Annotated in this window: 26 protein-coding genes; 15 read left to right on the plus strand and 11 right to left on the minus strand. The window is 61.9% G+C overall.

What is annotated here, in order from left to right:
- The first annotated feature begins 321 nt into the window (after nt 1-321).
- From galU to AC1Q67_RS07115, 6 genes are all read left to right on the plus strand, one after another.
- Nucleotides 322-1,194: a UTP--glucose-1-phosphate uridylyltransferase GalU gene (gene galU, locus AC1Q67_RS07090; protein ID WP_492234686.1), complete on the plus strand. Its 873-nt coding sequence runs from the start codon at nt 322-324 to the stop codon at nt 1,192-1,194.
- A 42-nt stretch (nt 1,195-1,236) separates the two neighbouring features.
- Nucleotides 1,237-2,388 (plus strand): OpgC domain-containing protein, encoded by a 1,152-nt coding sequence (locus tag AC1Q67_RS07095; RefSeq protein ID WP_492234685.1) that lies wholly within the window; start codon nt 1,237-1,239, stop codon nt 2,386-2,388.
- 485 nt (nt 2,389-2,873) lie between these two features.
- The gene (msrA, locus tag AC1Q67_RS07100) at nt 2,874-3,584 is read left to right on the plus strand and encodes a peptide-methionine (S)-S-oxide reductase MsrA (RefSeq protein ID WP_492234684.1); all 711 of its coding nucleotides are present in this window, start codon (nt 2,874-2,876) and stop codon (nt 3,582-3,584) included.
- A gap of 127 nt (nt 3,585-3,711) precedes the next feature.
- Nucleotides 3,712-4,131: a peptide-methionine (R)-S-oxide reductase MsrB gene (gene msrB / locus AC1Q67_RS07105; RefSeq protein ID WP_492234682.1), complete on the plus strand. Its 420-nt coding sequence runs from the start codon at nt 3,712-3,714 to the stop codon at nt 4,129-4,131.
- Between the two features lie 161 nt (nt 4,132-4,292).
- A complete protein-coding gene (locus AC1Q67_RS07110; protein ID WP_492234680.1) occupies nt 4,293-4,685 on the plus strand; it encodes a hypothetical protein in 393 nt (130 codons plus the stop codon).
- Nucleotides 4,686-5,027: 342 nt separating this feature from the next.
- Entirely contained in the window at nt 5,028-5,321 is a 294-nt protein-coding gene (locus tag AC1Q67_RS07115; protein WP_024577671.1) for a hypothetical protein, read from the plus strand.
- A 79-nt stretch (nt 5,322-5,400) separates the two neighbouring features.
- Here the strand turns inward: AC1Q67_RS07115 and AC1Q67_RS07120 are convergent, their stop codons facing one another.
- The 6 genes from AC1Q67_RS07120 to AC1Q67_RS07145 all read right to left on the minus strand — a co-directional run bounded on the left by AC1Q67_RS07120 (nt 5,401) and on the right by AC1Q67_RS07145 (nt 10,922).
- Nucleotides 5,401-5,955 (minus strand): DUF4112 domain-containing protein, encoded by a 555-nt coding sequence (locus tag AC1Q67_RS07120; RefSeq protein ID WP_492234679.1) that lies wholly within the window; start codon nt 5,953-5,955, stop codon nt 5,401-5,403.
- Nucleotides 5,956-6,229: 274 nt separating this feature from the next.
- Nucleotides 6,230-6,430 (minus strand): hypothetical protein, encoded by a 201-nt coding sequence (locus tag AC1Q67_RS07125; protein WP_492234678.1) that lies wholly within the window; start codon nt 6,428-6,430, stop codon nt 6,230-6,232.
- Nucleotides 6,431-6,620: 190 nt separating this feature from the next.
- Entirely contained in the window at nt 6,621-7,400 is a 780-nt protein-coding gene (gene mddA, locus AC1Q67_RS07130; protein WP_492234677.1) for a methanethiol S-methyltransferase, read from the minus strand.
- Nucleotides 7,401-7,592: 192 nt separating this feature from the next.
- A complete protein-coding gene (locus AC1Q67_RS07135) occupies nt 7,593-7,925 on the minus strand; it encodes a hypothetical protein (RefSeq protein ID WP_492234676.1) in 333 nt (110 codons plus the stop codon).
- Between the two features lie 595 nt (nt 7,926-8,520).
- Nucleotides 8,521-9,573 carry a DUF3644 domain-containing protein gene (locus AC1Q67_RS07140; protein WP_492234675.1) on the minus strand — a complete coding sequence of 351 codons (1,053 nt, stop codon included), beginning with the start codon at nt 9,571-9,573 and terminating at the stop codon, nt 8,521-8,523.
- A 356-nt stretch (nt 9,574-9,929) separates the two neighbouring features.
- Complete coding sequence (locus AC1Q67_RS07145) at nt 9,930-10,922, minus strand: AraC family transcriptional regulator (RefSeq protein ID WP_492234674.1); 993 nt, start codon at nt 10,920-10,922, stop codon at nt 9,930-9,932.
- A gap of 210 nt (nt 10,923-11,132) precedes the next feature.
- On the opposite strand from AC1Q67_RS07145, the gene AC1Q67_RS07150 reads away from it, so the two are divergent.
- Entirely contained in the window at nt 11,133-11,432 is a 300-nt protein-coding gene (locus AC1Q67_RS07150; protein ID WP_492234673.1) for a hypothetical protein, read from the plus strand.
- Nucleotides 11,429-11,770 (plus strand): PilZ domain-containing protein, encoded by a 342-nt coding sequence (locus AC1Q67_RS07155; RefSeq protein ID WP_492234672.1) that lies wholly within the window; start codon nt 11,429-11,431, stop codon nt 11,768-11,770. The genes AC1Q67_RS07150 and AC1Q67_RS07155 overlap by 4 nt, the downstream gene beginning before the upstream one ends.
- A gap of 15 nt (nt 11,771-11,785) precedes the next feature.
- On the opposite strand, the gene AC1Q67_RS07160 is transcribed toward AC1Q67_RS07155, so the two are convergent.
- Together AC1Q67_RS07160 and AC1Q67_RS07165 are read right to left on the minus strand one after the other, a co-directional pair.
- Nucleotides 11,786-12,469, minus strand: a complete 684-nt coding sequence (locus AC1Q67_RS07160; protein WP_492234671.1) for a hypothetical protein — start codon at nt 12,467-12,469, stop codon at nt 11,786-11,788.
- A 213-nt stretch (nt 12,470-12,682) separates the two neighbouring features.
- Entirely contained in the window at nt 12,683-12,925 is a 243-nt protein-coding gene (locus tag AC1Q67_RS07165) for a hypothetical protein (RefSeq protein WP_492234670.1), read from the minus strand.
- A gap of 308 nt (nt 12,926-13,233) precedes the next feature.
- Here AC1Q67_RS07165 and AC1Q67_RS07170 point away from each other — a divergent pair, with 308 nt between their 5' ends.
- From AC1Q67_RS07170 to AC1Q67_RS07180, 3 genes are all read left to right on the plus strand, one after another.
- The gene (locus tag AC1Q67_RS07170; protein WP_492234669.1) at nt 13,234-13,545 is read left to right on the plus strand and encodes a hypothetical protein; all 312 of its coding nucleotides are present in this window, start codon (nt 13,234-13,236) and stop codon (nt 13,543-13,545) included.
- 195 nt (nt 13,546-13,740) lie between these two features.
- Nucleotides 13,741-14,085: a hypothetical protein gene (locus AC1Q67_RS07175; RefSeq protein ID WP_492234668.1), complete on the plus strand. Its 345-nt coding sequence runs from the start codon at nt 13,741-13,743 to the stop codon at nt 14,083-14,085.
- 204 nt (nt 14,086-14,289) lie between these two features.
- Entirely contained in the window at nt 14,290-14,508 is a 219-nt protein-coding gene (locus AC1Q67_RS07180; RefSeq protein ID WP_024574369.1) for a hypothetical protein, read from the plus strand.
- Nucleotides 14,509-14,518: 10 nt separating this feature from the next.
- On the opposite strand, the gene AC1Q67_RS07185 is transcribed toward AC1Q67_RS07180, so the two are convergent.
- Both AC1Q67_RS07185 and AC1Q67_RS07190 read right to left on the minus strand, forming a co-directional pair.
- Nucleotides 14,519-15,109: a class I SAM-dependent methyltransferase gene (locus AC1Q67_RS07185; protein ID WP_492234667.1), complete on the minus strand. Its 591-nt coding sequence runs from the start codon at nt 15,107-15,109 to the stop codon at nt 14,519-14,521.
- Nucleotides 15,110-15,486: 377 nt separating this feature from the next.
- Nucleotides 15,487-16,701: a GGDEF domain-containing protein gene (locus AC1Q67_RS07190; protein WP_492234666.1), complete on the minus strand. Its 1,215-nt coding sequence runs from the start codon at nt 16,699-16,701 to the stop codon at nt 15,487-15,489.
- Between the two features lie 877 nt (nt 16,702-17,578).
- On the opposite strand from AC1Q67_RS07190, the gene AC1Q67_RS07195 reads away from it, so the two are divergent.
- The 4 genes from AC1Q67_RS07195 (at nt 17,579) to AC1Q67_RS07210 (ending at nt 19,429) form a co-directional block, all read left to right on the plus strand.
- Nucleotides 17,579-17,848 (plus strand): DUF2798 domain-containing protein, encoded by a 270-nt coding sequence (locus tag AC1Q67_RS07195; protein ID WP_024574366.1) that lies wholly within the window; start codon nt 17,579-17,581, stop codon nt 17,846-17,848.
- A gap of 132 nt (nt 17,849-17,980) precedes the next feature.
- Complete coding sequence (locus AC1Q67_RS07200) at nt 17,981-18,325, plus strand: ArsR/SmtB family transcription factor (RefSeq protein WP_492234665.1); 345 nt, start codon at nt 17,981-17,983, stop codon at nt 18,323-18,325.
- Nucleotides 18,322-18,795, plus strand: coding sequence for an SRPBCC family protein (locus tag AC1Q67_RS07205; protein ID WP_024574364.1), 474 nt, complete (start codon nt 18,322-18,324; stop codon nt 18,793-18,795). The genes AC1Q67_RS07200 and AC1Q67_RS07205 overlap by 4 nt, the downstream gene beginning before the upstream one ends.
- Before the next feature lie 178 nt (nt 18,796-18,973).
- Entirely contained in the window at nt 18,974-19,429 is a 456-nt protein-coding gene (locus AC1Q67_RS07210) for a DUF6647 family protein (RefSeq protein WP_492234664.1), read from the plus strand.
- Between the two features lie 10 nt (nt 19,430-19,439).
- On the opposite strand, the gene AC1Q67_RS07215 is transcribed toward AC1Q67_RS07210, so the two are convergent.
- A complete protein-coding gene (locus AC1Q67_RS07215) occupies nt 19,440-20,246 on the minus strand; it encodes a lytic murein transglycosylase (RefSeq protein WP_492234663.1) in 807 nt (268 codons plus the stop codon).
- Between the last annotated feature and the right edge of the window lie 23 nt (nt 20,247-20,269).

Genomic DNA, 20,269 nt, shown 5'->3' on the forward strand with positions numbered 1-20,269 from the left:
CATTTTTCGGCGGCGAGATGACGCGGCTTTTCTCCCTCCCCCTTGCGGGGAGGGTGGCGCGTTGCGAGCGCTTGCGCGCAACAAGCCGGGCGGGGGTAAGTTCGCAGACCCCCACCCCGGCCTCGCTTCGCTCGACCGACCCTCCCCACAAGGGGGAGGGATAAAGAAAACCGCCCCAAAAAATCCACACGGCACTCACGCACCGTTCATCCGCACACCTTTACGGAACTCATGACCCGCCCCGCCGTTTTTCGGCCCGATAAAACCTGCTAACACCCCCTCCAGCCCGCCTTCACCGTTTCTCCTGCCTCAAAGAGCCTCATGAAAATCCGCAAAGCCGTGTTTCCCGTCGCCGGTCTTGGCACCCGTTTCCTCCCGGCCACCAAGGCCATGCCCAAGGAAATGCTCACCGTGGTGGACCGCCCGCTGATCCAGCATGTGGTGGACGAGGCGCTGGAAGCGGGCATCGAACACCTCGTGTTCGTCACCGGGCGCAACAAGGGCGTGATCGAGGATCACTTCGACCGGCCCTACGAGCTTGAGGACACGCTGCGCGAGCGCAACAAGCTGAAGGAAATGGACATCCTCGAGCGCGACCAGCCGGAAGCCGGCGCGACCTCGTTCACCCGCCAGCAGGCGCCGCTCGGCCTCGGCCATGCGGTGTGGTGCGCGCGCGACATCATCGGCAACGAGCCGTTCGCCGTGCTGCTGCCGGACGTGCTGGTCAAAAATAAACCGAGCGGCCTGAAGCAGATGATCGACGCGGCCAACGCCGCAGGCGCTTCCAGCGCCAACATCATCGCGGTGGAAGAAGTGCCGATGGACCAAGTCCACATGTATGGCGTGGTCGGCGTCGGCAAGAGCAAAGGCGACCTGTTCGAACTCGACGGCATGGTCGAGAAACCGAAGAAGGAAGTCGCGCCGTCGAATCTCTCGATCACCGGGCGCTACATCCTGCAGCCGGAAATCTTCAAGGTGCTGGAAACGCAGGAGCGCGGCGCGGGCGGCGAAATCCAGCTCACCGACGCGATGCTAGGCCTTGCGAAGTCACAGCCGTTCTACGGCTTCAAGTTCAAGGGCAAGAGCTACGACTGCGGCTCGAAGTCAGGTTTCCTGGCCGCGAACATCGCCTATGCGATGGACCGGGAGGATTTGCGCGACGAGTTGCGCGCGGAAATGAAGAAATATCTGTGAGCGCGCCGCGCGCCGCAGTCTCTTTTGCCACAGGCCGCCGCGATGGCTAGCCGCGCCGCGCTCCCGCAATCACACGGCGGGACCGCGACGCAGCCGCGCGACCTGCGGCTTGATCTGTTCCGCGGCATCGCGCTGTGGTTCATCTTTCTCGATCACATCCCGAACAACATCGGCGAATGGCTGACGCTGCGCAATTACGGCTTCAGCGACACCACCGAAATCTTCTTCTTCGTGTCGGGCTATACCTGCGCGCTGGCCTATGGCCGCGACCTGTCGCAACGGGGTTTTCTCCATGCTCTTGCCCGCAGCGTGCGGCGCGGGCTTGAAATCTATGCCGCCTTCCTGCTGCTGGTCGTGGTCTTCGTCGCGACCATCTATGCGGTGAACGGCGCGGACCGCGCGACGCTGGACGACACCAACACCGCCGTGCTGTTCGCAGCCCCCGGCGAAGCATTGCTGCACGCGGCCCTGCTGCATTACATGCCGGTCAACACCGACGTGCTGCCGGCCTTCGCCCTGCTGCATATCCTGTGCGCGCCGCTGCTGTGGCTGATGTCGCGCGCCGCGACGCTCGTGGCGTTCGCGGGATCGCTGGTGCTCTATATTCTGGTTCAGGTCTCGGGATTCAACCTCACCACCTGGCCGAAGGGCGAATGGTTCTTCAATCCGCTGGCCTGGCAATTGCTGTTCGTGTTCGGCGCATGGGCGGCGATGGGCGGCGCGCAGCGGCTGGCGCTGCTGCTGCGCTCGCGCGCGGTCTTCGCGCTCGCCGTCGCCTATCTGCTGTTCAGCTTCGTCGTGGTGCTGAGCTGGCATATCAAGCCGCTGGAAGCGTTCATTCCCGAAGCCATCAAGGCGCTGATCTATCCGATCGACAAGAGCGGCCTCGATCCGCTGCGCGTCATGCATTTCGCGGCGCTGGCCGTGGTCGGGCTGCGGCTGATGCCGCACGACTGGCGCTGGCTGCCGTCGCTGGCCGCGCGTGGCGCGATCCGCTGCGGCGAGCAATCGCTGGCGATCTATTGCCTCGGCGTGCCGCTGGCCTTTGTCGCGGGGGAAATGCTGAAGGCGTGGTCCGGCGGCATTGCCATGCAGCTCGCCATCAGCGCGCTCGGCATCGCTGTCATGATTGCGGTGGCGACGCTGATGACGGCGACGGAAAAGGCGGCGGGCGGACGGCCAAAGCTGTTCTAGCCCCGCCGTCGCGGCCGTCATTACGCGAAGCGAAGCAATCGATTTTTGAAGCTGGATTGCTTCGTCGCTCCGCTACTCGCAATGACGTTGATGATTTTTCCGCACCATCACAGCTCGCCCCACCCTCAATCGTCATCACCGGGCTTGACCCGGTGATCCACGACTTTTCTTCGTGGTAAGAAAAACGTGGATGGCCGGGACGAGCCCGGTCATGACGAACAGCGCACGCGCCGGGAACGGGTTAGACAAAACGCGTACCGATGCGTTGGTGCCGCAGCCAGAAACCGGCAAAAGAAGCTGCGTCCATCGTCCCCGTTGCGGCCGGTTGTCACCCGGCGCATGCAGGGAACAACGCGCGGGCGCGCACCAAGGTTCATGCTCACGTTTTTGTGTGGAATTTTGCCGTAACGGCGGGGTCTTATCCGCGTATCACCCATACGGCGCAATTGCCGGAACTCGCCAAGAGGACCATTCAGAGGACCATCATGGATCGCAAGCCATTCCAACGGACCTTCGCCCTGGCCGCAGCCTTCATGCTCGCGCTGGTGTGGTACATCGCGCCGAGCGTCGCCGCCGAGGACGCGGTGGTGATTCCGCCGCCCGCCTCCGACATCGCACCCAGCGAGGGGCTGAAAACCTTCGTGCTCGCAGGCGGCTGCTTCTGGGGCGTGCAGGGCGTCTACCAGCACACCAAGGGCGTGACCAACGCCGTGTCGGGTTATGCCGGCGGCAAGGCCTCGACCGCGAACTACGAGGCAACGACGCGCGGCAATACCGGGCACGCCGAAGCGGTGCAGATCACCTACGATCCGAAGCAGGTCTCGCTCGGCAAGCTGCTGCAGATCTATTTCTCGGTGGTGCACGACCCGACCCAGCTCAACCGCCAGGGCCCGGACACCGGCACGCAGTATCGCTCGACCATCTTCACGTCCGATCCGGCGGAGAAAAAGCTGGCGCAGGATTACATCGCCCAGCTCAACGCCGCGAAGGTCTACAAGAAGGCCATCGCCACCACGCTCGAACCGTTGCAGGGCTTCTATGCGGCGGAGGATTATCATCAGGACTACCTGACGCTGCACCCGAACCAGCCCTATATTGTGTTCAACGATTTGCCGAAGATCGAGAATCTGAAAAAGATCTTCGCCGAGAGCTATCGCGAAAAGCCCGCGCTGGTGCGCGAGGCCAAGACGAACTGAACAAGGCGAATAACTGAAACGCGCGGACCATCGCGGCGTTTCGAAAAGCGAGATACAAGCGGCGGACCCGGATGGTTCGCCGCTTTGATGTGAGACACCAACCGAAGCCACGAAAGGAGCTAGCGAAGTGACCGACATCAAGACGAAGACCGGCTCCGGCACGATTCAAAAGTCCGAGAGCGAGTGGCGCAACGAGCTGACGCCGATGCAGTACGCCGTGCTGCGCGAGAAGGCGACGGAGCGCCCGTTCACCGGCGAATACGACCATTCGTTCGATCCGGGCACCTATGTGTGCGCCGGATGCGGGCAGCCGCTGTTCGAGTCCGATGACAAGTTCGATTCCGGCTGCGGCTGGCCGGCGTTCTCCGCGCCCGCCGCAGAGAGCAGCATCGCGGAAGAGCGCGACATCTCGCACGGCATGATTCGCACCGAAGTGCTGTGTTCGAACTGCCAGGGCCATCTCGGCCACGTCTTCCCCGACGGACCGGGGCCGACGGGATTGCGTTACTGCATCAACTCCGCGGCATTGAAGCTCGAGCCCAAATAAACCTCGCGTCAACGCGCGCCCTTCCTCAGAGAAAAAATAAATCCGCGCGGCTTGTCTCAGGCCGCGCGGCTCCTATCTCTCCGTTCCGTTCGCGTTGCGAGCGGTAAAAAGCGCCAACAAGAAACGTTTCCAAAGAACTTCCGCATTTTAAGGAATTCACGATGTCCACCAGATCGCGCCAGACCGTGCTGGCACTCGGCCTTGTAGGCCTTCTCGTCGACGCTGTTTCGTCCCATCCCGCCTTCGCCACGAACAAGGTCACGCTGTTCAAGGTCGTCTCGCCGCAGACTGAAATCGTGATCGGCCTCACCAAGGCCGAACTGGCACAGATGAATGGCCGGACTCCCGATGCGGTTGAAAAGGCGCTGCGCGGCGCAGGCGCGCTGCAGGTCTGGCAGTACGGCGTCCGCCGCGGCGTCAGCGGCGTGCCGGAGCAGGCGCCGGTCCGCAAGATCGAGATTTCCGCGGGCCCTGACACCCACATCGAACACTACACGTCGTCGCTGAAGGTGGTGTCGGTCACCGATGAGATCCTGACCGAAGCGATCCAGTAGCGCACCGGCGGGGACTTCCGCCGTTTGTCGTTGTCCGGCTTGCGCCGGGGAAAATCCGGGAAAATCGCGCCCTGCAAAACACTCAGGCCGCCATGCGAAGCCGGACCCGCCGTAACGCGGGTTTTGGCGCTCCCTAATGCATTGAAATTCAAGCGCTTATTCGGCCCGCCCGCGGGCCCGCCATGCCATTCATCATAGGCCTCATGACGGGTCGCAATTGGCGAAAAAAGGCCTATATTAGAGTTTCTTCTGGAATGAATGACTTCTGGCCGCGCGGCTCTCCTCTGGACCCGCCTCCGGCCGTCCGTTTCCATCGAATCCCAAATCGAGAAGGCCGAGACCATGGCTGCGTTCAATTACAACACCGAAGCCGAACTCTTTCCTGCGGCGATCCGCAAGAAAAAGCGCGCAGGCTTTGCGTACCGCCGGTTCCCGACCGCAGCCGAGGCCGTGCAGTTCGCGATCGAACAGCTTCCCGCAGACTCGCTGAACGGGGCGTACCTCCAGGTGGACGAAGCCCGTTTCGACCAGAGCGGCATCCGCACGCTGTATGAAAGCGAAGCGTTCCCGCTCGCGCGCAACCGGCCGGAGCCGGTGGCTGCACCGGAAGACGAGAAGCAGACCGCGACCGGCTGATCGTCCCTCGCGTCCGTTCCGGGCTCAGGCTTTTTTCTGCGCATGATCCGATCCGAAAACCGGTTCCCACTTTTCGGGATCATGCGCCGCGCGGCTGCTTGTCCATCCAGCGCTTGAGGATCCGCATGTTGCGCATGTTGGCGCGGAACATGACGTCGAATGCGTCGCCGGCGAACGGCACCAGGCCCACCACGCCATCCAGCGCCACATTGCCCAGCATCCGCGCCACCAGATATTTCGGCGCGCCGAGTGCACGCGCCTCGCGCACGATCCACAGCGAAATCGCCGTCGTGAGAATATCGCCGACCACCGGCACGAGGCCGATCAGGCCGTCGATGCCGTAGCGGATCTTGGTGCCCGGTACGACGAACGCGACATCAAGCAGTTTCGACAGGGCCTCGATGCGCGCAAAGCGCTGCTCGCGCGTGAGCGGGCCGAACGAAATTCCGCCGAGCGCGCCGGAGATGTTCTGGAAATCCGCGCCCTGAAAATCGAATCCGCCAGCACCGAACGGCCCCGAGGCACCGAAGCCGCCGGAATGCACCTCGTTGCCATCCTGATCGATGATCGGCGGCCGCCGCTTGCCGCCGGTGCGGGGCTTCGCGGTCCGGTCTATGAAGATGTCGTCGGTCATTCTGGCGCTCGTCATGGTTGCTGGCACCTCGTTTAGCACACACCCGCGCGGTCTACGCACGGACAGCAGCCCTACATAGGAACGCCCGATTGCGGCGCAAGTTGCGTGACCGAACCGTAACCCGGCGAAATGTCGCATCGGCGCGGCGCGCCAGATGCCCAGCTGCGGGATGATCTACCGCATCCGTTCAGCCAAGAAAGAAGCCGCCAAACCAGGCGGCTCCTTTTCGCGGCTGTGACGCGCGAACCAACGGGCTTCCTCACAGCCACACAAATTAATCTTCCGACGTGCGGGAGCTGTCCGTCTGCGCAGGCAGGCAGGGGCGCAGCCGGTCGTCACGGCCGGAACGCTTGTCGGTGGCACGGAAGACCTCAAGCCTTGAAAAGGCCTGCGCGCGCCGCCGTTGAACATCCAGTCCGGCTCGCAGAATCCTGGCCAGACCCAGCGGCGGGGCAGCGCGATCGTTGCGTGACATTGAATCCTCCGAGTGGCGGGCCTGATGCAAAACCTGATGCTCGAATTTAACCGCGGCTGCCTGTGCACCTGTATGACATAGCTCAAAACTCCTCTTTCCGTGTCGGTGCACTTTGGAAAAAGCGGGATCACGGAGACGTGAGCGGCATTGCGGCCCGCGGAGGCTTGCGGCCCCCCGTGCCCGATGGTCGCTATCTGATGCCGGGAATCAGCATCGCCACGCGTGCGCGATAGCGGCGGTAGTCGTCGCCGAACAGGGCAACCAGATCGCGCTCTTCGAGATAGATGCCGACGAAGATATAGGCCGTCGTCACCGCGGCGAACAGCAGATGTCCCGCCGTCATGGTCGGCGTCGACCAGAACGCAATGAGGAAGCCGAGATAGATCGGATGCCGGATCAGCCGATAGAGGCCCGGCGTCTTGAACGTCATCGGCGCGACCACGCGTCCGGCGAAGTGGCTGACCACCTGCGTCAGGCCGAACAGCTCGAAGTGGCTGATCAGGAACGAGCTGTAGAGAACGATCAGCCAGCCGAGCCCCATGCCGCCTATGGCGAGGTTGGCCAGCAGCGGGCTCTCGATGTCCCAGACGATGGCCGGGATCGGCCGCCACTGCCAGAACAGCAGCGCCAGCGCGAGGCTCGCCAGCAGCACATAGGTGCTGCGCTCGATCGCGGGCGAGGCGAACCGCGCGAACAGCCGCTTGAAGCCCTGCCGCGCCATGCCGCTGTGCTGGACGGCGAACAGGGTCAGCAGCGCGAGATTGATGCAGACCGCGTTCAGCACCGAGGTCTCGGCGCCGGTGTCGACCGTCTTCGGCACCATGAGGCCCGAGACGAAACCGATGGCATAGAGAAACGTGCCGAAGAAAATCAGGTAGGACACGCCGCCGTAACACAGCGCCAGTGTCCGTCCGATAAAGTTGGCAAATGCCGTGAGGGAGCCCTGCTCCCGTTCGATGGCCGTCGACATGGTGCTGTTCCTTCTCCTGAAAATCTCCGGTCCTGAAATCGGCCCCTGTCTCGCTCAGCCCGCACCTCGCATTTACCCATGACCGCAAGTGAGCGTGTGTGAGGCAGCTCACAGTTCCCGGCCCGGCCTTCATCACTGCGCCGTGAGCGTTTCGCGCGAGCGGTGCGAGCCGCGCGCATCGTGCCGCCGCGTTCACCAGACACCGATCCGCTCCAGCCGCTGCAAAACGATCTCCCGCATCCGCGCGTTGACGCGCGCAAGCTCCTCCGGCGGCGCGGTGCGGCTCGGCTCCTTGAGCTGGCACACCATGTCGGGGCCCTGGCAGCGCCGCGCGCGGCGGCAACGCTTCACGGGACAGTCGAGCCAGTTCTCGCAAGCATCCGACAGCTTGCGCATCATGTTTTCGATGCCAGCGTCGGACAGAAGATAGGCGCGCGTCTCGTCGGAGAATTCGGGAAACGCCTCCTGCGCGTCGCCGTCCTCGTTCGTCGTCCCTTTTGCCGTCTGGGGTCTCGTCTTTTGCATGGGGGTCCCTTTCCTGTGAGCAGATGTGCTTGCGGGCACGCGTGAGCGTTTTCCCGCGCGAAAACGCGGATGTCCGATCAGCGATGTCGTCAGACCGTGCGCCTCTCTAAGAAGAGAGGGAGGAGGAGCGCCGAAAGACGCGCCTTCAATTCAAGTGCGCGGCCGGCATCGTGTCGCCACGAGAGGCTGGCCGCGAAACGCCTTTCGACGCTCCGCCGCGGCGATTTCTGTCCTCGGGACCGCACTTCCGGGTGAGGATGGGGGAGAAACTCGACCCCTGATCCGGCCGGCTTTCGCCGCCTTCGTCCTCACCGCGTCCAGCCGGCGAACGGCAGAGCCCCATAGTGAGCCCGGACGGTGACCCGAGGCCTCCCGGGAGCGGAGAAGGACGTCCCTTCTCGCGCGCGCAGGCGCCGCATCCCGCCCCGCGCTATCAAGCGTCCCTGGCAACGCCCCTCAAGTGAGGCGGGATGAGGTGAGGATGGATGAGGCGGAAAGGAATGTCAAGGATTTCTTTCCTAAAGTCACCCTTTGCTCGCCCAACGATTGATTGTTGATCGTTAAGTCGACACGAAAGGTATACTCCAGCGCTAATCTAGTCATCCTTACTCATATGATGTCCGACGCTCCCTTCGCAAACAGTGCATCCAGCCATGTTGCTATCCTCCATATCGCCATTGCCAAACGCGCCACACCACCCACACGCATTTACCTCATCGGAGACCGAGAGGCAGACCACACACAAGAATTTATCTTCGTATTCAGCGACCGAATGATAGCCATCACACTCTGAGCAATTCGCGGGTACCGGAGCTTCAAAATAGTTGTCGGAAGTAACAACAAACTGATTTATACGATCAAAAATAGCGTGTTGATTATCTTCTGCCCCGCATTTGCGACAGACAAAATCTCCGCCCTCGCGTAGTGTACCAACTGCGCTGCAATCAGAGCACTCATAGTCGAACCACTTGTCTCTATATCGACAAATCAGACACTCCGATTCGAAAAGAGAACTTAAGACTGAGTTGGCGCGCGCAGCCTTAAACCCGCACGAGCCACACCTACGGAACTGCACACCTTTTCTAATTTCCGTCTCTATCGCAGGCTTCAGATCGTCAAACCGCGCTTGCAAAAATTCTCGGTGGCCCGTCAGCCTTTTCTCAATTGATGAGAACTGCTCGGCGTGATTTGCAAAAACCGGCGCCCAATGCTCCGTCAGCAACTTGTGAAGATCGTACCAAGCGCGCAATTGCTCTCCCGCGATGGCTGCCATTTTTGGACCGGTAAGATCATCATCCTCGTGAAAGAAGTGGACCATCTTATTACGGTGCTTACGGATCGCGTCAAAGTTCTTGCGCGCTCCGTCAGGAACAGGGCTTTGAACAATGTTTTGAAGTCGTGCGCAGGCGTCATCGAATGATACCGACTGAAAATCTCCCGTCTCGAATTTCTGACGGTCGGGTCCTTTGACTACAATCAAGGACCAATGCTCATGCAAAAGTCGCGCCTTCAAAAATAATTCTACAGCTGTATAGAAATTAACGATTGAATACTTTGGTTTATCTCTGAAATCGTCGATCGCGCGATTCAGAAAATCTACTGCATTGTCCGTTAGCCGAGTCAGCCATTCCGTTTGTGTGTTTGCCAACGCTATCGTTCCCTTTGATCGGCAAGATGCTTCAACCTTTGAAATTGTACGCTCCAACTCTTTACGCTTTAATCGTCGCCAAGCTCACGAGGAGCTTTTGCTTTTTTGTCAGCACGTCTACGCAGTACAAGCTGCCACCCCCGCACATCGCCCACCTTGATCTCCATCCCCTCCCCGACTCCGTGGGCTGCACCCTCGACGCCATCGGGCTTCTGCCAGTCGCCCTCGTATGAATAGATCTTCGGTCGCGCGGCCGCTTTCAGCTTGAACAGATGAGTCGGGCCGTCGCCGATGGTTACCGCCAGCGTGCGGTTGTCGGCAGCGCGGCAGATCCCGGCATGCTCCCATGCCGCGGATTACTGTTGCGACCGCCGCGACCGGAGAAGCGTCTCGGAGGGGCGCTCGCCAAAGGCCTTGCCGTAGTCCCGCGCGAAATGACCGAGGTTCGAGAAGCCGCACCTGAATGCGACAGCCGTCACCGATGTATGCTCGTCGGGACGCGAGAGTTGAGCGCGCGCGTGCTTCAGCCGCACCGATTTCGCAAACGCCATCGGCGTGTAGCCGCGGCTCCGGCTGAAGGCGGCAAAAATCGCGCGCGCTCCGACACCCGTCATCGCAGACAGATCCTCGATGCGGACAGGCTGATCCCAGTTGGCCTCGATATAGGCTTCAACCTGACGAACGGTCCACGGGGCGGCATCCTTTGCCCCGCGCTCGAGCAAATGACTGAACGTGTGGCGGTTCGCACACAGGAACGCGACCACAACGACCTGTTCGAGTTCATGCTGCACAAGAGGCGACAATTCCGCTGAGGTGGAGTCCAGTTGCTGCGCCAGAAAGGACACCGCGCTCAGCAGGTTTTGTGTATCGGGCGAGGCTCGCGCTGACGTTTCCTCGAACCGAAGCGCTCCGGCCGGCTCCGCACCAAGAATGGCCCGCAGTTTCTGAATCATGCCCTGTTTGCTGATGCGCAGGACGAATTGTTCATAACCTTCGCCGAACACAAGCGTCGCCGATTGCCCCGGCGATGTGATGCAGGATTTTCCGCCGTCCGTCTCGACAGCCTTGCCGCCGATCGATGTCAGCGCTGTGCCTCTCAGTGAAATCTGCTGCCTGGCATATTCAGCTTCCGGAAAATCGACCGCGACTTCGGAGCCATAGGCACAGAAGCCCAGCGAAACCGTCGGCAACTGAACGAAATTTGCGCGCGCCTCAAAGTTCGTCTTCGTGATCAGATCGAAGCGAACGGCTCCGTAAACCGTCTTCAGAGTATGCGCCATCTCCTCCGGATTGCGCGTCGACACAACGGGAAATTTTTGAAGGAGACTGATCTGTCCAGCGATGGACATTTGGAGGCTCTCGTTCGAGGCAACAGAGGTGGACAACTACTCAAAAAATGCACTCACCACTCATAAAGCGCACGCGACATGAGCAGCACTTTCACTGACGGGATTAAAGCACCATTCGCGAATCACGCCTAAAACATAGGCCAAGTTAGCATTCGCCAATCGCTCGAACAAATCGCACCTGTTGCTCCGCCAGCCCGAAGAAGCCCCGCATTGACAACACATCTCCCGGAAACACCCGCCCATCGCAGCTCGCTTCACGCCGACGACCCGCTTCACCGGATCGAGTCGCTCGACCGGCGGCTTACGGTCGCCATGACCCGGGCCAGCAACACCCTGCGCGAGGCTCTGGACGATATCGAACCGGCATACACCGGCATTTCCGCGGACATGCCGGATCGCGCGTTGGATGAACATCGCGCCTTCTGGTGCAAGGTCGTGCTTGCGCGATTCATCGCGCTGCATCTGTCGTCGCGGCTGACACCCGAACAGATGATGTGGTGGACACGATGAGCAAGGAACAGAGAGCAAAGCCCCGGGTGACGTTTCGCCACGCCTTCAAGTCGCGGATCGTTGCAAGCGACGGCACGCGCTCCACGGCCTGCCTCGTTCTGGATATCTCAGCTACGGGCGCAAGGGTGTCTATCTCGGGGGCCCTTGATCCGCGGATCGACTCAAAAAACTGCTTTCTGGTTCTGACACCGAACGGAACGGTCCGGCGGCGGTCGCGATTGATCTGGAGTCAGGGCGGACAGATGGGGTTTGAGTTTCTGCCCGACATGCCTGCGAGCGCCGTGTCGTCTTCGAAGCCCGCAGGCCGGCCACTCGCGATGAGCGACTCTGCGTCGTGACTGCCGCATCGCCCCTTACATCGCCACCTTGATCTCCATCCCCTCGCCTGCGCCGCTGGCCGCGCCTTCGACAGCATCGGGCTTCTGCCAGTCGCCTTCGTATGAATAGATCTTCGGGCGCGCGGGGACTTTCAGCTTGAACAGATACGTCGGGCCGTCGCCGATGGTCACCGCCAGCGTGCGGTTGTCGGTGGCGCGATAAATCTCGACGCTCGAATAGGCCTGCATGCGGCCGTCCGTGAGCTTCCAGTCCGGCTCGCTGTAGGGCGACGACTTGCGCGTTTCCTTGTCGCTGCGCAGCTCCATCACGATCTTTTTGCTCTTATCCGGCGCGGCGACGCCCGGCGGCAGGCGAATCTGCGCATTGAGCCACATCGCGCTCTGGTTGCTGGTGTCGATATAGTCGCTGGTGCGGATCATCTCGAAGATGACACCGCCCGCGATCAGCGCCGCGATGCCGCCGAGCGTAATGAGAAAGAAACGTTTGCGCTTTGCGATGTCCTCGCCGTAGCCCTTCGACACCCGATAGCCGAACAACCCGCCGCCAATCAGCCCGAGCGGCGCGCCCACAAACACGCCGAAGATGGCGGATGAGCCTTCCATATGGCGGAAGCCGAACAGCGGGCCGAGTTCGCCGAAGATCACCGATCCGGCGGCCATGCCGATGATGCTCCACAGAGCGACGATCAGAAACGTCATGTCAAAAGGATCATGGGTGCCCGCCCCGGAATTTCAAACCCGGGCAGCCTACACACCCGCGCCACGGATCGCCATGCGCCGATCATCACGGCATGCGGAAAGACAAGAAATTAAAGACATGGGATTGGGGGCATGGAATTCGTGAATGTGCGCGAACCGGCGCCGGCCCCGATAGGCGCTCCAAGCCACGCGGATTTCAAGCCACGCGCTTTTTCAAGCCACGCGTTTCGGCTTTTTCAGCCCCGGCAGCGGCGTGGCTTCTTCCTTCTCGGCCTGATCCGGCTCGGCCTGACGGATGCTGTAGCCCTGCTCGAGCACGCGTTCGGGCGTGCCGGTCTCGTCCTCAATCAGCGCATCGACCACGAGGCCGGCAACGTCGGCATAGTGCCAGACATCGTTCCTGGTCGGCAGCGCGCGGCTGACCTGAACGTCTTCCACAAACAGCGCATAGGACATGGTTCGCTCCTTCGACGCGCCGCGCAGACGTGGTCCCGGCGGCATCCCGACGACCATTAACGCGGAAGCCGCGCGCTAGTTCATCACCATGCCGAACATGAGCAGAACCGCCAGCCCGGCGAACGCATAGCGCAGCGGGCGGTCTTCCGCGATCTTCTCGATGAGCTTCATTGAGCGAGCCCTTGGTTGCCCCGTAAAAAAAGACAAAACAGTGGCGGCGGTTTTGTTCCGCGCGAGCACGCATTTTTCCGGCAACCAAATTACCGGCGCGCGCGTTGACCTACCTGCGACAACAAGGGATCGGAACCATGAGAAAAGCAGCAGTCATTCTTGCGACCGTCGCCACTCTGGGTGCCACGCTGGCCGCCGCTCCCGCCGAAGCCCGCTACTATCGCGGCGGAGGCTGGGGCTGGGGACCGGGCATCGGGTTCGGCATTGCCGCCGGTGCACTCGCAGCCGGAGCCGCCTATGGCGCGTACGGACCTTATGGCTACGGACCGGGCTACGGCTATTACGGCCCGCGTTATGTCTATGGACCGGGGCCTTATGTCTATTACGGCGGGCCGCGTTACTATTACGGGCCGCGCTATTACCGGCCCAGATACTATCACTACTACTGATGAAAGAGCCCGGAGCGAACCTCCGGGCTTTTTCCTTTCAGGCACCCGCGAAGAATTTGCGACTAACCTCCGCGCCCGCCTGCGCGGATTTCGTTCCACCGCCGTTCATCTTGTTTCCGGCATCTTGCCGCCGCCGCGCATGGAACTTTCCCAAGGCTGGCCGGTTGATGGCGTGGTCACGAAAGGATTGAGATCATGAAAAAGATTGCAGTTGCACTGGCCACGGTCGCCACCGTCGCCGTGATGTCCGCTCCCGCCGCCGAAGCCCGCGGCGGACGTAACGCCGCCGCAATCGGTCTCGGCATTGCCGCCGGTGCGCTTGTGGCCGGCGCCGCAGCCGCCAACTCGTACAACTACTATGGCGGTCCCGCTTATTACGGCGGCGGACCGGTCTATTACAGCGAACCGGGATATGCGTATGGCGGGCCTGTTTACGCCGAGCCGGTTTACGGACCGGGCTATTACCGCGCCCGCGCCTATCAGCATAACCACCGCAACGATCCGAATCCGGTGGACATGAATCCGTACAATCCCTGGTAACGGCGAACGCATGAATGCGAAAAGCCCGGAGCTTGCTCCGGGCTTTTTTGCGCGGGCATTTTCGCGGACGTCTCGCGCGCGCCGATGCAGGTGATCACGCGTTCATTGTGCCGCGACACAAGTGTTGGATCAGCAAATTGTTTGCTTGACGGCGCGAGAACAAAAAGAGAACATGCGCGCCACTCATCAATACGGACCATCGTCATGTTGGACAGACTCGCCTCCGGCCCGCTGCCGGAATCCGAGCGGCTGGATGCTGCCGCCGATCAAGCCATCGCGGCCTGCGGCGGCGACATGCGCTCAACGATCCGCGCGCTGATCCTCGCCAACGAATTTCTGGAGTACGAACTCTGCGAGATGTTCAAGGCGGTGACCAACGGACCCGGGAAGTTTTCGGGCGACCGCGCCGACTGGTTCGATTGATAACGCCGCTTCACGCGAACACGGCGCCATAGTGATAGGACGGCAGTTCGACCATCTTCACGAGTTTCAGCCCGGCGGCTTCGACGGACTGAATGGTCTGCTGCGGCGTCAGCCTGAGTTCGGTTGCCGGTCCGCGCGGCTCACCCAGAACGGTCGTCTCCTCGCGCGGCCGCGCGTGCCAGTTCACAATGGCAAACTGGCCGCCCGGCGCAAGCGTGTCACGGACGGCGCGGGCCAGCCGCGTCGGGTCCGGCACGCCGTGAAACGCGTTGGCGAGAAAGACGAAGTCGGCCTTCGACGGGACCAGTGCCGCGATGTCGTAGGCATCGCCGGCAAGGAAGCTGCAATTCGCCGCACCGCTCTCTTTGAGGCGCACGCGCGCCGTATCCAGGAGTTGCTGATCGAGATCGATCGAGGTGACGTGGCGCGCGAGCTGCGCGATTTTCAGGGTGAACCAGCCGTCGCCCGAGCAGAGGTCGATGACATCCATTCCGGGCCGAAGTCCCACCCGTTCGAGCACGCGGGCAGGGTCCGGCCACAGCGCCTCCCACCAGCCCGGATCCGGCATTCCGGTCCCGTCGAAAAATCCCGGCAGCGTCATGACATTCCTCTCTGAACTGAGTGGCTGTCCGGCAGAGTTGCCGTCTAGAAAAACGCCGGACCTTCCGGCCCGGCGCGATCAATGCTGCCCGCTTGTCTCAACAGTCATGCGCCCGGTCATGCGCTACTTCTTGCCGCCCTTGCTCTGCTGATAACTCGAGCCGGCGCCCTTCGGCGTGTTCTTGTCCGCCTTCGGCTTTTTCTTTTCCTTGTTGCCCTTGTCCTTGCCTTTGGCCATCGCGTCCCTCCTGTTGCCGTCCGGCCGCAAAGGGGCGATCCACTTCGCGGGCGACGCGATCAGCCTAACAGCTTGCGACGAGGCGCGCCGGAAAAGATGCCGCGTGAGGCATCAACGATGCTTGAGAGGCTGGGAGCGGATCAGGCCGACTTGCGCAGTGCAGGCTCGGCCTCGAGCGGCGTTGCGTCGAACACCGCATAGCCGTTCTTGCCGTCCTTCTTGGCGGTATAGAGCGCCCGGTCGGCTGCGGCCAGGAGACGTTCGGCCTGCAATCCGATCTCGGGCCGCCACTGCGCGACGCCGATCGACGCGGACAGCGCCAGCGGCGCGCCGTTCCACTGCACCGTCTCGCCCTGGCAGGCTTCCAGCACATGGCGGGCGACCATCGCCCCCTCGCGCAGCGTGGTTGCAGGCAGCACCACGCAGAATTCGTCGCCGCCCATCCGGGCCAGCAGATCGCCGGTGCGCAGCCGGCTGCATGCGGCGCGGGTGAACAGCCGCAGGCATTCGTCGCCGGCGGCATGGCCATGGCCGTCGTTGATGTCCTTGAAGCCGTCGAGATCGATCATCAGCAGCGCGAACACCTCGCCGCTGCGGCCGGAGCGTGCGCATTCCTCGTCGAGCCGCGCCAGCAGCTGGCGGCGGTTGGCGGCGCCGGTGAGATCGTCGAACAGCGCCAGATCCGCGACTTCGGCGCGCAGCCGGTCGATCGCCATCAGCAGGAAGCCGAAATTCCACATCATCGAGAGGAACACCAGCCCCAGGATCAGCACCGCCTGAAACTGGTTGAAGTCGATCAGCGAGATGGGACCGCCGACATGCAGCAGCGCCGCGATGGAGCGCGCGACATACACCCCGATCATCAGGATCGCGATGTAGCCGGACATCCGTGCGCCGGGATGAATGGTGCCGTTCTTGCGGGACAACAACAGCGGCAGCGTTGTCGCGATCGGCACGGCCTGACAGGCCGAGTAGATCACGATGCGCATCGCCATGTTGTCCTGCCAGATGAAGTACGCCAGGCCGAAGAAATTGATCCCGACCATTGCAAACGTGAAACGCCACGACACCGGAACGCCGTAGAAGCGCCGGATGCCCATAGAGGCCAGACAGATCGCCAGAATCAGGATCGAGCCGCCGGCCAGCAGCGGAATGAGAAGCAGCGTCTTGGCTTCCGGATCGATGAAGCTGCGGGTCATTGCCACGGCGGCGCCGAGCGCGGCGACCAGCGCGCCGCCGGTCCAGAACCGCGCGGCCTCGAGATTGGGATAGCTGCGGACGACGTAGACCCACACCGTCCCGATGGCGACGAAGTTGACGATGAAAACGATCCAGAGTGTCGGGACGCTCAGCATGAGCAGGCCCAGGGTGCGCGGTGACCCGCGTCTTGTGCCCTGTCTCTCTGATCGATAGCCGCCCGATGCATGAACCTGCTCCTCAATCCCGCAAGTGCAGGATCCGCCTCCCCCGAAGCCGGATGCATCCTTGCAGGGGCGGCCTTAACGGAGTCTGACCTGATCGGGTAAAACCGCGCCGTGGTTGTGAATTGATGAAGAACGAGGACGCGCGCCCAAACGAAAGCCGATCAGGCACACGCACAGGCAATCGCGAAAGCAAAACGAAAGGCTTTGCTTGTTGTTAACCCTGCACGCCGGACTGTCATCCACAGGAAAAAGCGCGGGCGATGTCACCAAGTCGGCACATTGTTGAAAAACAGGCGACAAATTTCAGCGAATCGGTTCGGATCGGAATTGAGGCTGCGCACTGGCCTATCGCCGAGCATGCCTCGTGACGTTGACGTCAACTCGAACCCATGAGGATGCCATGGCGAAGAAAGCCAAGAAGGCGAAGAAGGCAGCGAAGAAGACAGTGAAGAAGGCCAAGAAGGCCAAGAAGAAGTAGTTTTATTAATTTGAAGTGGCTCGGGCGGAGTCGCTTCGCCCGAGCTGCCGGTTCAGGCGGCTTGTCAACTCATCCGCCAGACCCAAGGCCCGCGCATCGGCGCCCGGCACCTCTCTCTTCCAGAGATTTCCCGCCCCCCGGCGGCACTTGAACCCTCCAACCGATCCCGATAAGACAGCCGCGTGCTCATCGCGCCGTAAGCGTCTCACGTCAGGCAACGCATTCAACTGAGGCCGACCGGCCCGGAGGGATGCCATGACCCGCAGGACGCCTGTCTTACCGTCATCGCCGTGTTCCGCGATCGGCCGGCCGCTTCCAAAGAGTGATCTGATGAAAACGCTTTCCCGACCGCAACGCCGCGGCAAATTGCCCGCGCGCTATGCATCCATCGTCATGCCGCTGGTGCTGTCGGTGCTGATGACCTTCGTCGTCTCTGCCATTTCGACGCTAAAGAGTCTCGGCTTCACACAGGAATTCCTCGCCACCTGGCCCGCAGCATGGGCGATCTCATGGGTGGTGGCATTCCCGACCCTGCTCGCGGTGCTGCCGCTGGTGCGGCGGATCGTGGCGCTGGTGGTCGCACCGCCGCCCTCGAACTGACAGCGCAAGGGCGGCCCTCGCGCCGTCCTTCTTTCCAACGGATTTCCTCGAACGCTGCACGCCTCCGGCTGCGACCACGCGCCGCAACACTTAGGCATTGACCTAACTTTTCACATCCCTATAGTTAGCAATATGACTAACCAACAAGATCGCCTCAACGACACGTTTCACGCGCTCGCCGATCCGACCCGGCGCGCGGTGCTGGCAAAACTGACATCCGGCCCTGCCACCGTCAGCGATCTCGCGCAGCCGTTCAGCATGGCGCTGCCGACATTTCTCCAGCATCTCAAGGTGCTGGAAGAATGCGGCCTCGTGAGATCGAAAAAAGTCGGCCGGGTACGGACCTGCCAGCTCAAGCCAAAACCGCTCGAAGAGGCGCAGGACTGGCTCGGCGCGCAGCGCACGCTCTGGACCAAAAGGCTCGACCAGCTCGATGACTACCTGAGACACCTCAACGCCACGGAGAACCGAAAGTGACAGCGTACCCTATCGACCCCAAGCTCGACCTGATCCTCGAACGCAACATCGATGTGCCCGTCGAACTGGTCTGGAAAGCATGGACCGAACCCAAGCACCTGATGCAGTGGTTCACGCCCGCCCCGTGGAAGACGGTGGACTGCGAAATCGACCTGCGCCCCGGCGGCATTTTCCGCACCGTGATGCGTTCACCCGAAGGGCAGGACATGAACAACATCGGCTGCTGTCTCGAGGTCGTGCATCACCGCAAGCTGGTCTTCACCGACGCGCTGCTGCCGGGCTTCCGCCCGCGCGACGACGGATTTTTCACCGGCGTCGTCCTGATGGAGCCGGCCAAGGGCGGCTCCAAATATATCGCCTGTGCGATTCACAAGGATGAAGCCGGCCGCAAGACCCACGAGGAGATGGGCTTCCACTCGGGCTGGGGCACGGCGCTCGATCAGCTTGTCGCCTACGCCAAGACGATGTGAGCGCCGCGGACCGAACAGGAAGGGCAGCATTCGTGCTGCTCTTTTTCTTTTGGAGCTACCGCATCCGGAACTGCAGGTCCCCCGTAAGGATGACGTGCGCGCGTGAAGCGTGCCACAGAGAAGCACCGAAACAGGACATAGTCTGCGCCCGTCGCTACCCCTGACAGGAGCCACGGATATGACAGCCCTGTTGACCGCCATCGCGCTCTGGCTTTCCGCCAACTTCAACCTCCCGCCCCTGAACGAGCCGCCGAAAGTCGAACTCGTCTCCCAGGCCAGGATCATGGCCATCCGCTATCAGGCCTTCCGCGTGGAGCGGAGCCACGACATCGATGCCATGCCGCCTGTGTCAGATCCGCGCGACACCGTCGCCATCTATGACGACAGCAGCCGCACCATCTATCTCCCCTTGTCATGGACCGGCAGCACGGCCGCGGATCTGTCGGTGCTGGTGCACGAAATGGTGCATCACCTTCAGAATATCGGCGGCATGAAATACGAGTGCCCGGCGGCGCGCGAACAACTTGCCTATCGCGCGCAGGACAAGTGGCTCGGCCTGTTCGGGCAGGATCTCGAGCATGCGTTCGAGATCGACCAGTTCACGCTGAAAGTCAGCACATCCTGCGGGTTCTAGACAGCAGCGGTCACCGCCCCGCGAGGCGGTCGGCGAAATAGGCGATGGTCTTGCGATAGATCGTCGCCCTGTTCCACTCGCGCATCGCCTCGAAATTCGCGGAGCCTTCGTGATAGTCGGCGCCGCCGCGGAAGCCCGCGGTCTTGAGCAGGTTCGCCGTCGAGGCCAGAACGTCCGGAATGCTGTGACGCAGATCGACATGGCCGTTGCCGTCGAAGTCGACGCCGTACTTGATATAGGACGACGGCAGGAACTGGGTCTGGCCGAGCTCGCCGGCATAGGCGCCGATCAGATCACGCAGCGGCAGATCGCCGCGCTGGACGATCTTCAGCGCCGCCAGCAGTTCGCCCTGAAACAGTTCGGTGCGGCGGCAATCATGCGCCATGGTGGTGAGCGTGCGGATCACCGGCATCTTGCCGATGTCGCCCTTGCCGAAATCCGATTCTAGGCCCCAGATCGCGACCACAATCTCCGGCGGCACGCCGAAACGCTGCTGAATGCGCGACAGCAGCGCGGCATGACGCTGCAGCATCGCCTTGCCGGTGTTGATTCGCCCCGGTCCCACACGGGTCGAAACATATTGCTCGAACGACTTGTTGAAGGTCCCGCGCTGGCGGCGATCGAACGACAGCACCGCCGGGTCCTGCGTCACGCCCGCGAACGCCTGAGAAATAACGCTCTGCGAAATCCCCGCCGCGGCCGCCTCCTGCGACATCGCCCCGACGAAGGTCTGAAAATCGCCGCCACAGCGGGCGGCATGTGCGGGTGCTGTGAGGGAGAGCGCGGCGGCAATAACGGCGAGGCGAAGTCTGAACATCATGAACTCCGTTTCAATATGGC

Source organism: Afipia sp. GW823-FHT06G09, assembly GCF_058794875.1.

Coding starts and splice junctions, on each gene's coding strand:
- AC1Q67_RS07110 (WP_492234680.1), top strand. CDS start 4,293: ATGTCCACCAGATCGCGCCAGACCGTGCTGGCACTCGGCCTTGTAGGC.
- AC1Q67_RS07180 (WP_024574369.1), top strand. CDS start 14,290: ATGTTGGACAGACTCGCCTCCGGCCCGCTGCCGGAATCCGAGCGGCTG.
- AC1Q67_RS07125 (WP_492234678.1), bottom strand. CDS start 6,430: ATGTCACGCAACGATCGCGCTGCCCCGCCGCTGGGTCTGGCCAGGATT.
- AC1Q67_RS07170 (WP_492234669.1), top strand. CDS start 13,234: ATGAGAAAAGCAGCAGTCATTCTTGCGACCGTCGCCACTCTGGGTGCC.
- AC1Q67_RS07145 (WP_492234674.1), bottom strand. CDS start 10,922: ATGTCCATCGCTGGACAGATCAGTCTCCTTCAAAAATTTCCCGTTGTG.
- AC1Q67_RS07155 (WP_492234672.1), top strand. CDS start 11,429: ATGAGCAAGGAACAGAGAGCAAAGCCCCGGGTGACGTTTCGCCACGCC.
- AC1Q67_RS07210 (WP_492234664.1), top strand. CDS start 18,974: ATGACAGCCCTGTTGACCGCCATCGCGCTCTGGCTTTCCGCCAACTTC.
- AC1Q67_RS07115 (WP_024577671.1), top strand. CDS start 5,028: ATGGCTGCGTTCAATTACAACACCGAAGCCGAACTCTTTCCTGCGGCG.
- AC1Q67_RS07190 (WP_492234666.1), bottom strand. CDS start 16,701: ATGCTGAGCGTCCCGACACTCTGGATCGTTTTCATCGTCAACTTCGTC.
- AC1Q67_RS07120 (WP_492234679.1), bottom strand. CDS start 5,955: ATGACCGACGACATCTTCATAGACCGGACCGCGAAGCCCCGCACCGGC.
- AC1Q67_RS07175 (WP_492234668.1), top strand. CDS start 13,741: ATGAAAAAGATTGCAGTTGCACTGGCCACGGTCGCCACCGTCGCCGTG.
- AC1Q67_RS07185 (WP_492234667.1), bottom strand. CDS start 15,109: ATGACGCTGCCGGGATTTTTCGACGGGACCGGAATGCCGGATCCGGGC.
- AC1Q67_RS07160 (WP_492234671.1), bottom strand. CDS start 12,469: ATGACGTTTCTGATCGTCGCTCTGTGGAGCATCATCGGCATGGCCGCC.
- AC1Q67_RS07135 (WP_492234676.1), bottom strand. CDS start 7,925: ATGCAAAAGACGAGACCCCAGACGGCAAAAGGGACGACGAACGAGGAC.
- AC1Q67_RS07195 (WP_024574366.1), top strand. CDS start 17,579: ATGAAAACGCTTTCCCGACCGCAACGCCGCGGCAAATTGCCCGCGCGC.
- AC1Q67_RS07215 (WP_492234663.1), bottom strand. CDS start 20,246: ATGTTCAGACTTCGCCTCGCCGTTATTGCCGCCGCGCTCTCCCTCACA.
- AC1Q67_RS07200 (WP_492234665.1), top strand. CDS start 17,981: ATGACTAACCAACAAGATCGCCTCAACGACACGTTTCACGCGCTCGCC.
- msrA (WP_492234684.1), top strand. CDS start 2,874: ATGGATCGCAAGCCATTCCAACGGACCTTCGCCCTGGCCGCAGCCTTC.
- mddA (WP_492234677.1), bottom strand. CDS start 7,400: ATGTCGACGGCCATCGAACGGGAGCAGGGCTCCCTCACGGCATTTGCC.
- galU (WP_492234686.1), top strand. CDS start 322: ATGAAAATCCGCAAAGCCGTGTTTCCCGTCGCCGGTCTTGGCACCCGT.
- AC1Q67_RS07095 (WP_492234685.1), top strand. CDS start 1,237: ATGGCTAGCCGCGCCGCGCTCCCGCAATCACACGGCGGGACCGCGACG.
- AC1Q67_RS07165 (WP_492234670.1), bottom strand. CDS start 12,925: ATGTCCTATGCGCTGTTTGTGGAAGACGTTCAGGTCAGCCGCGCGCTG.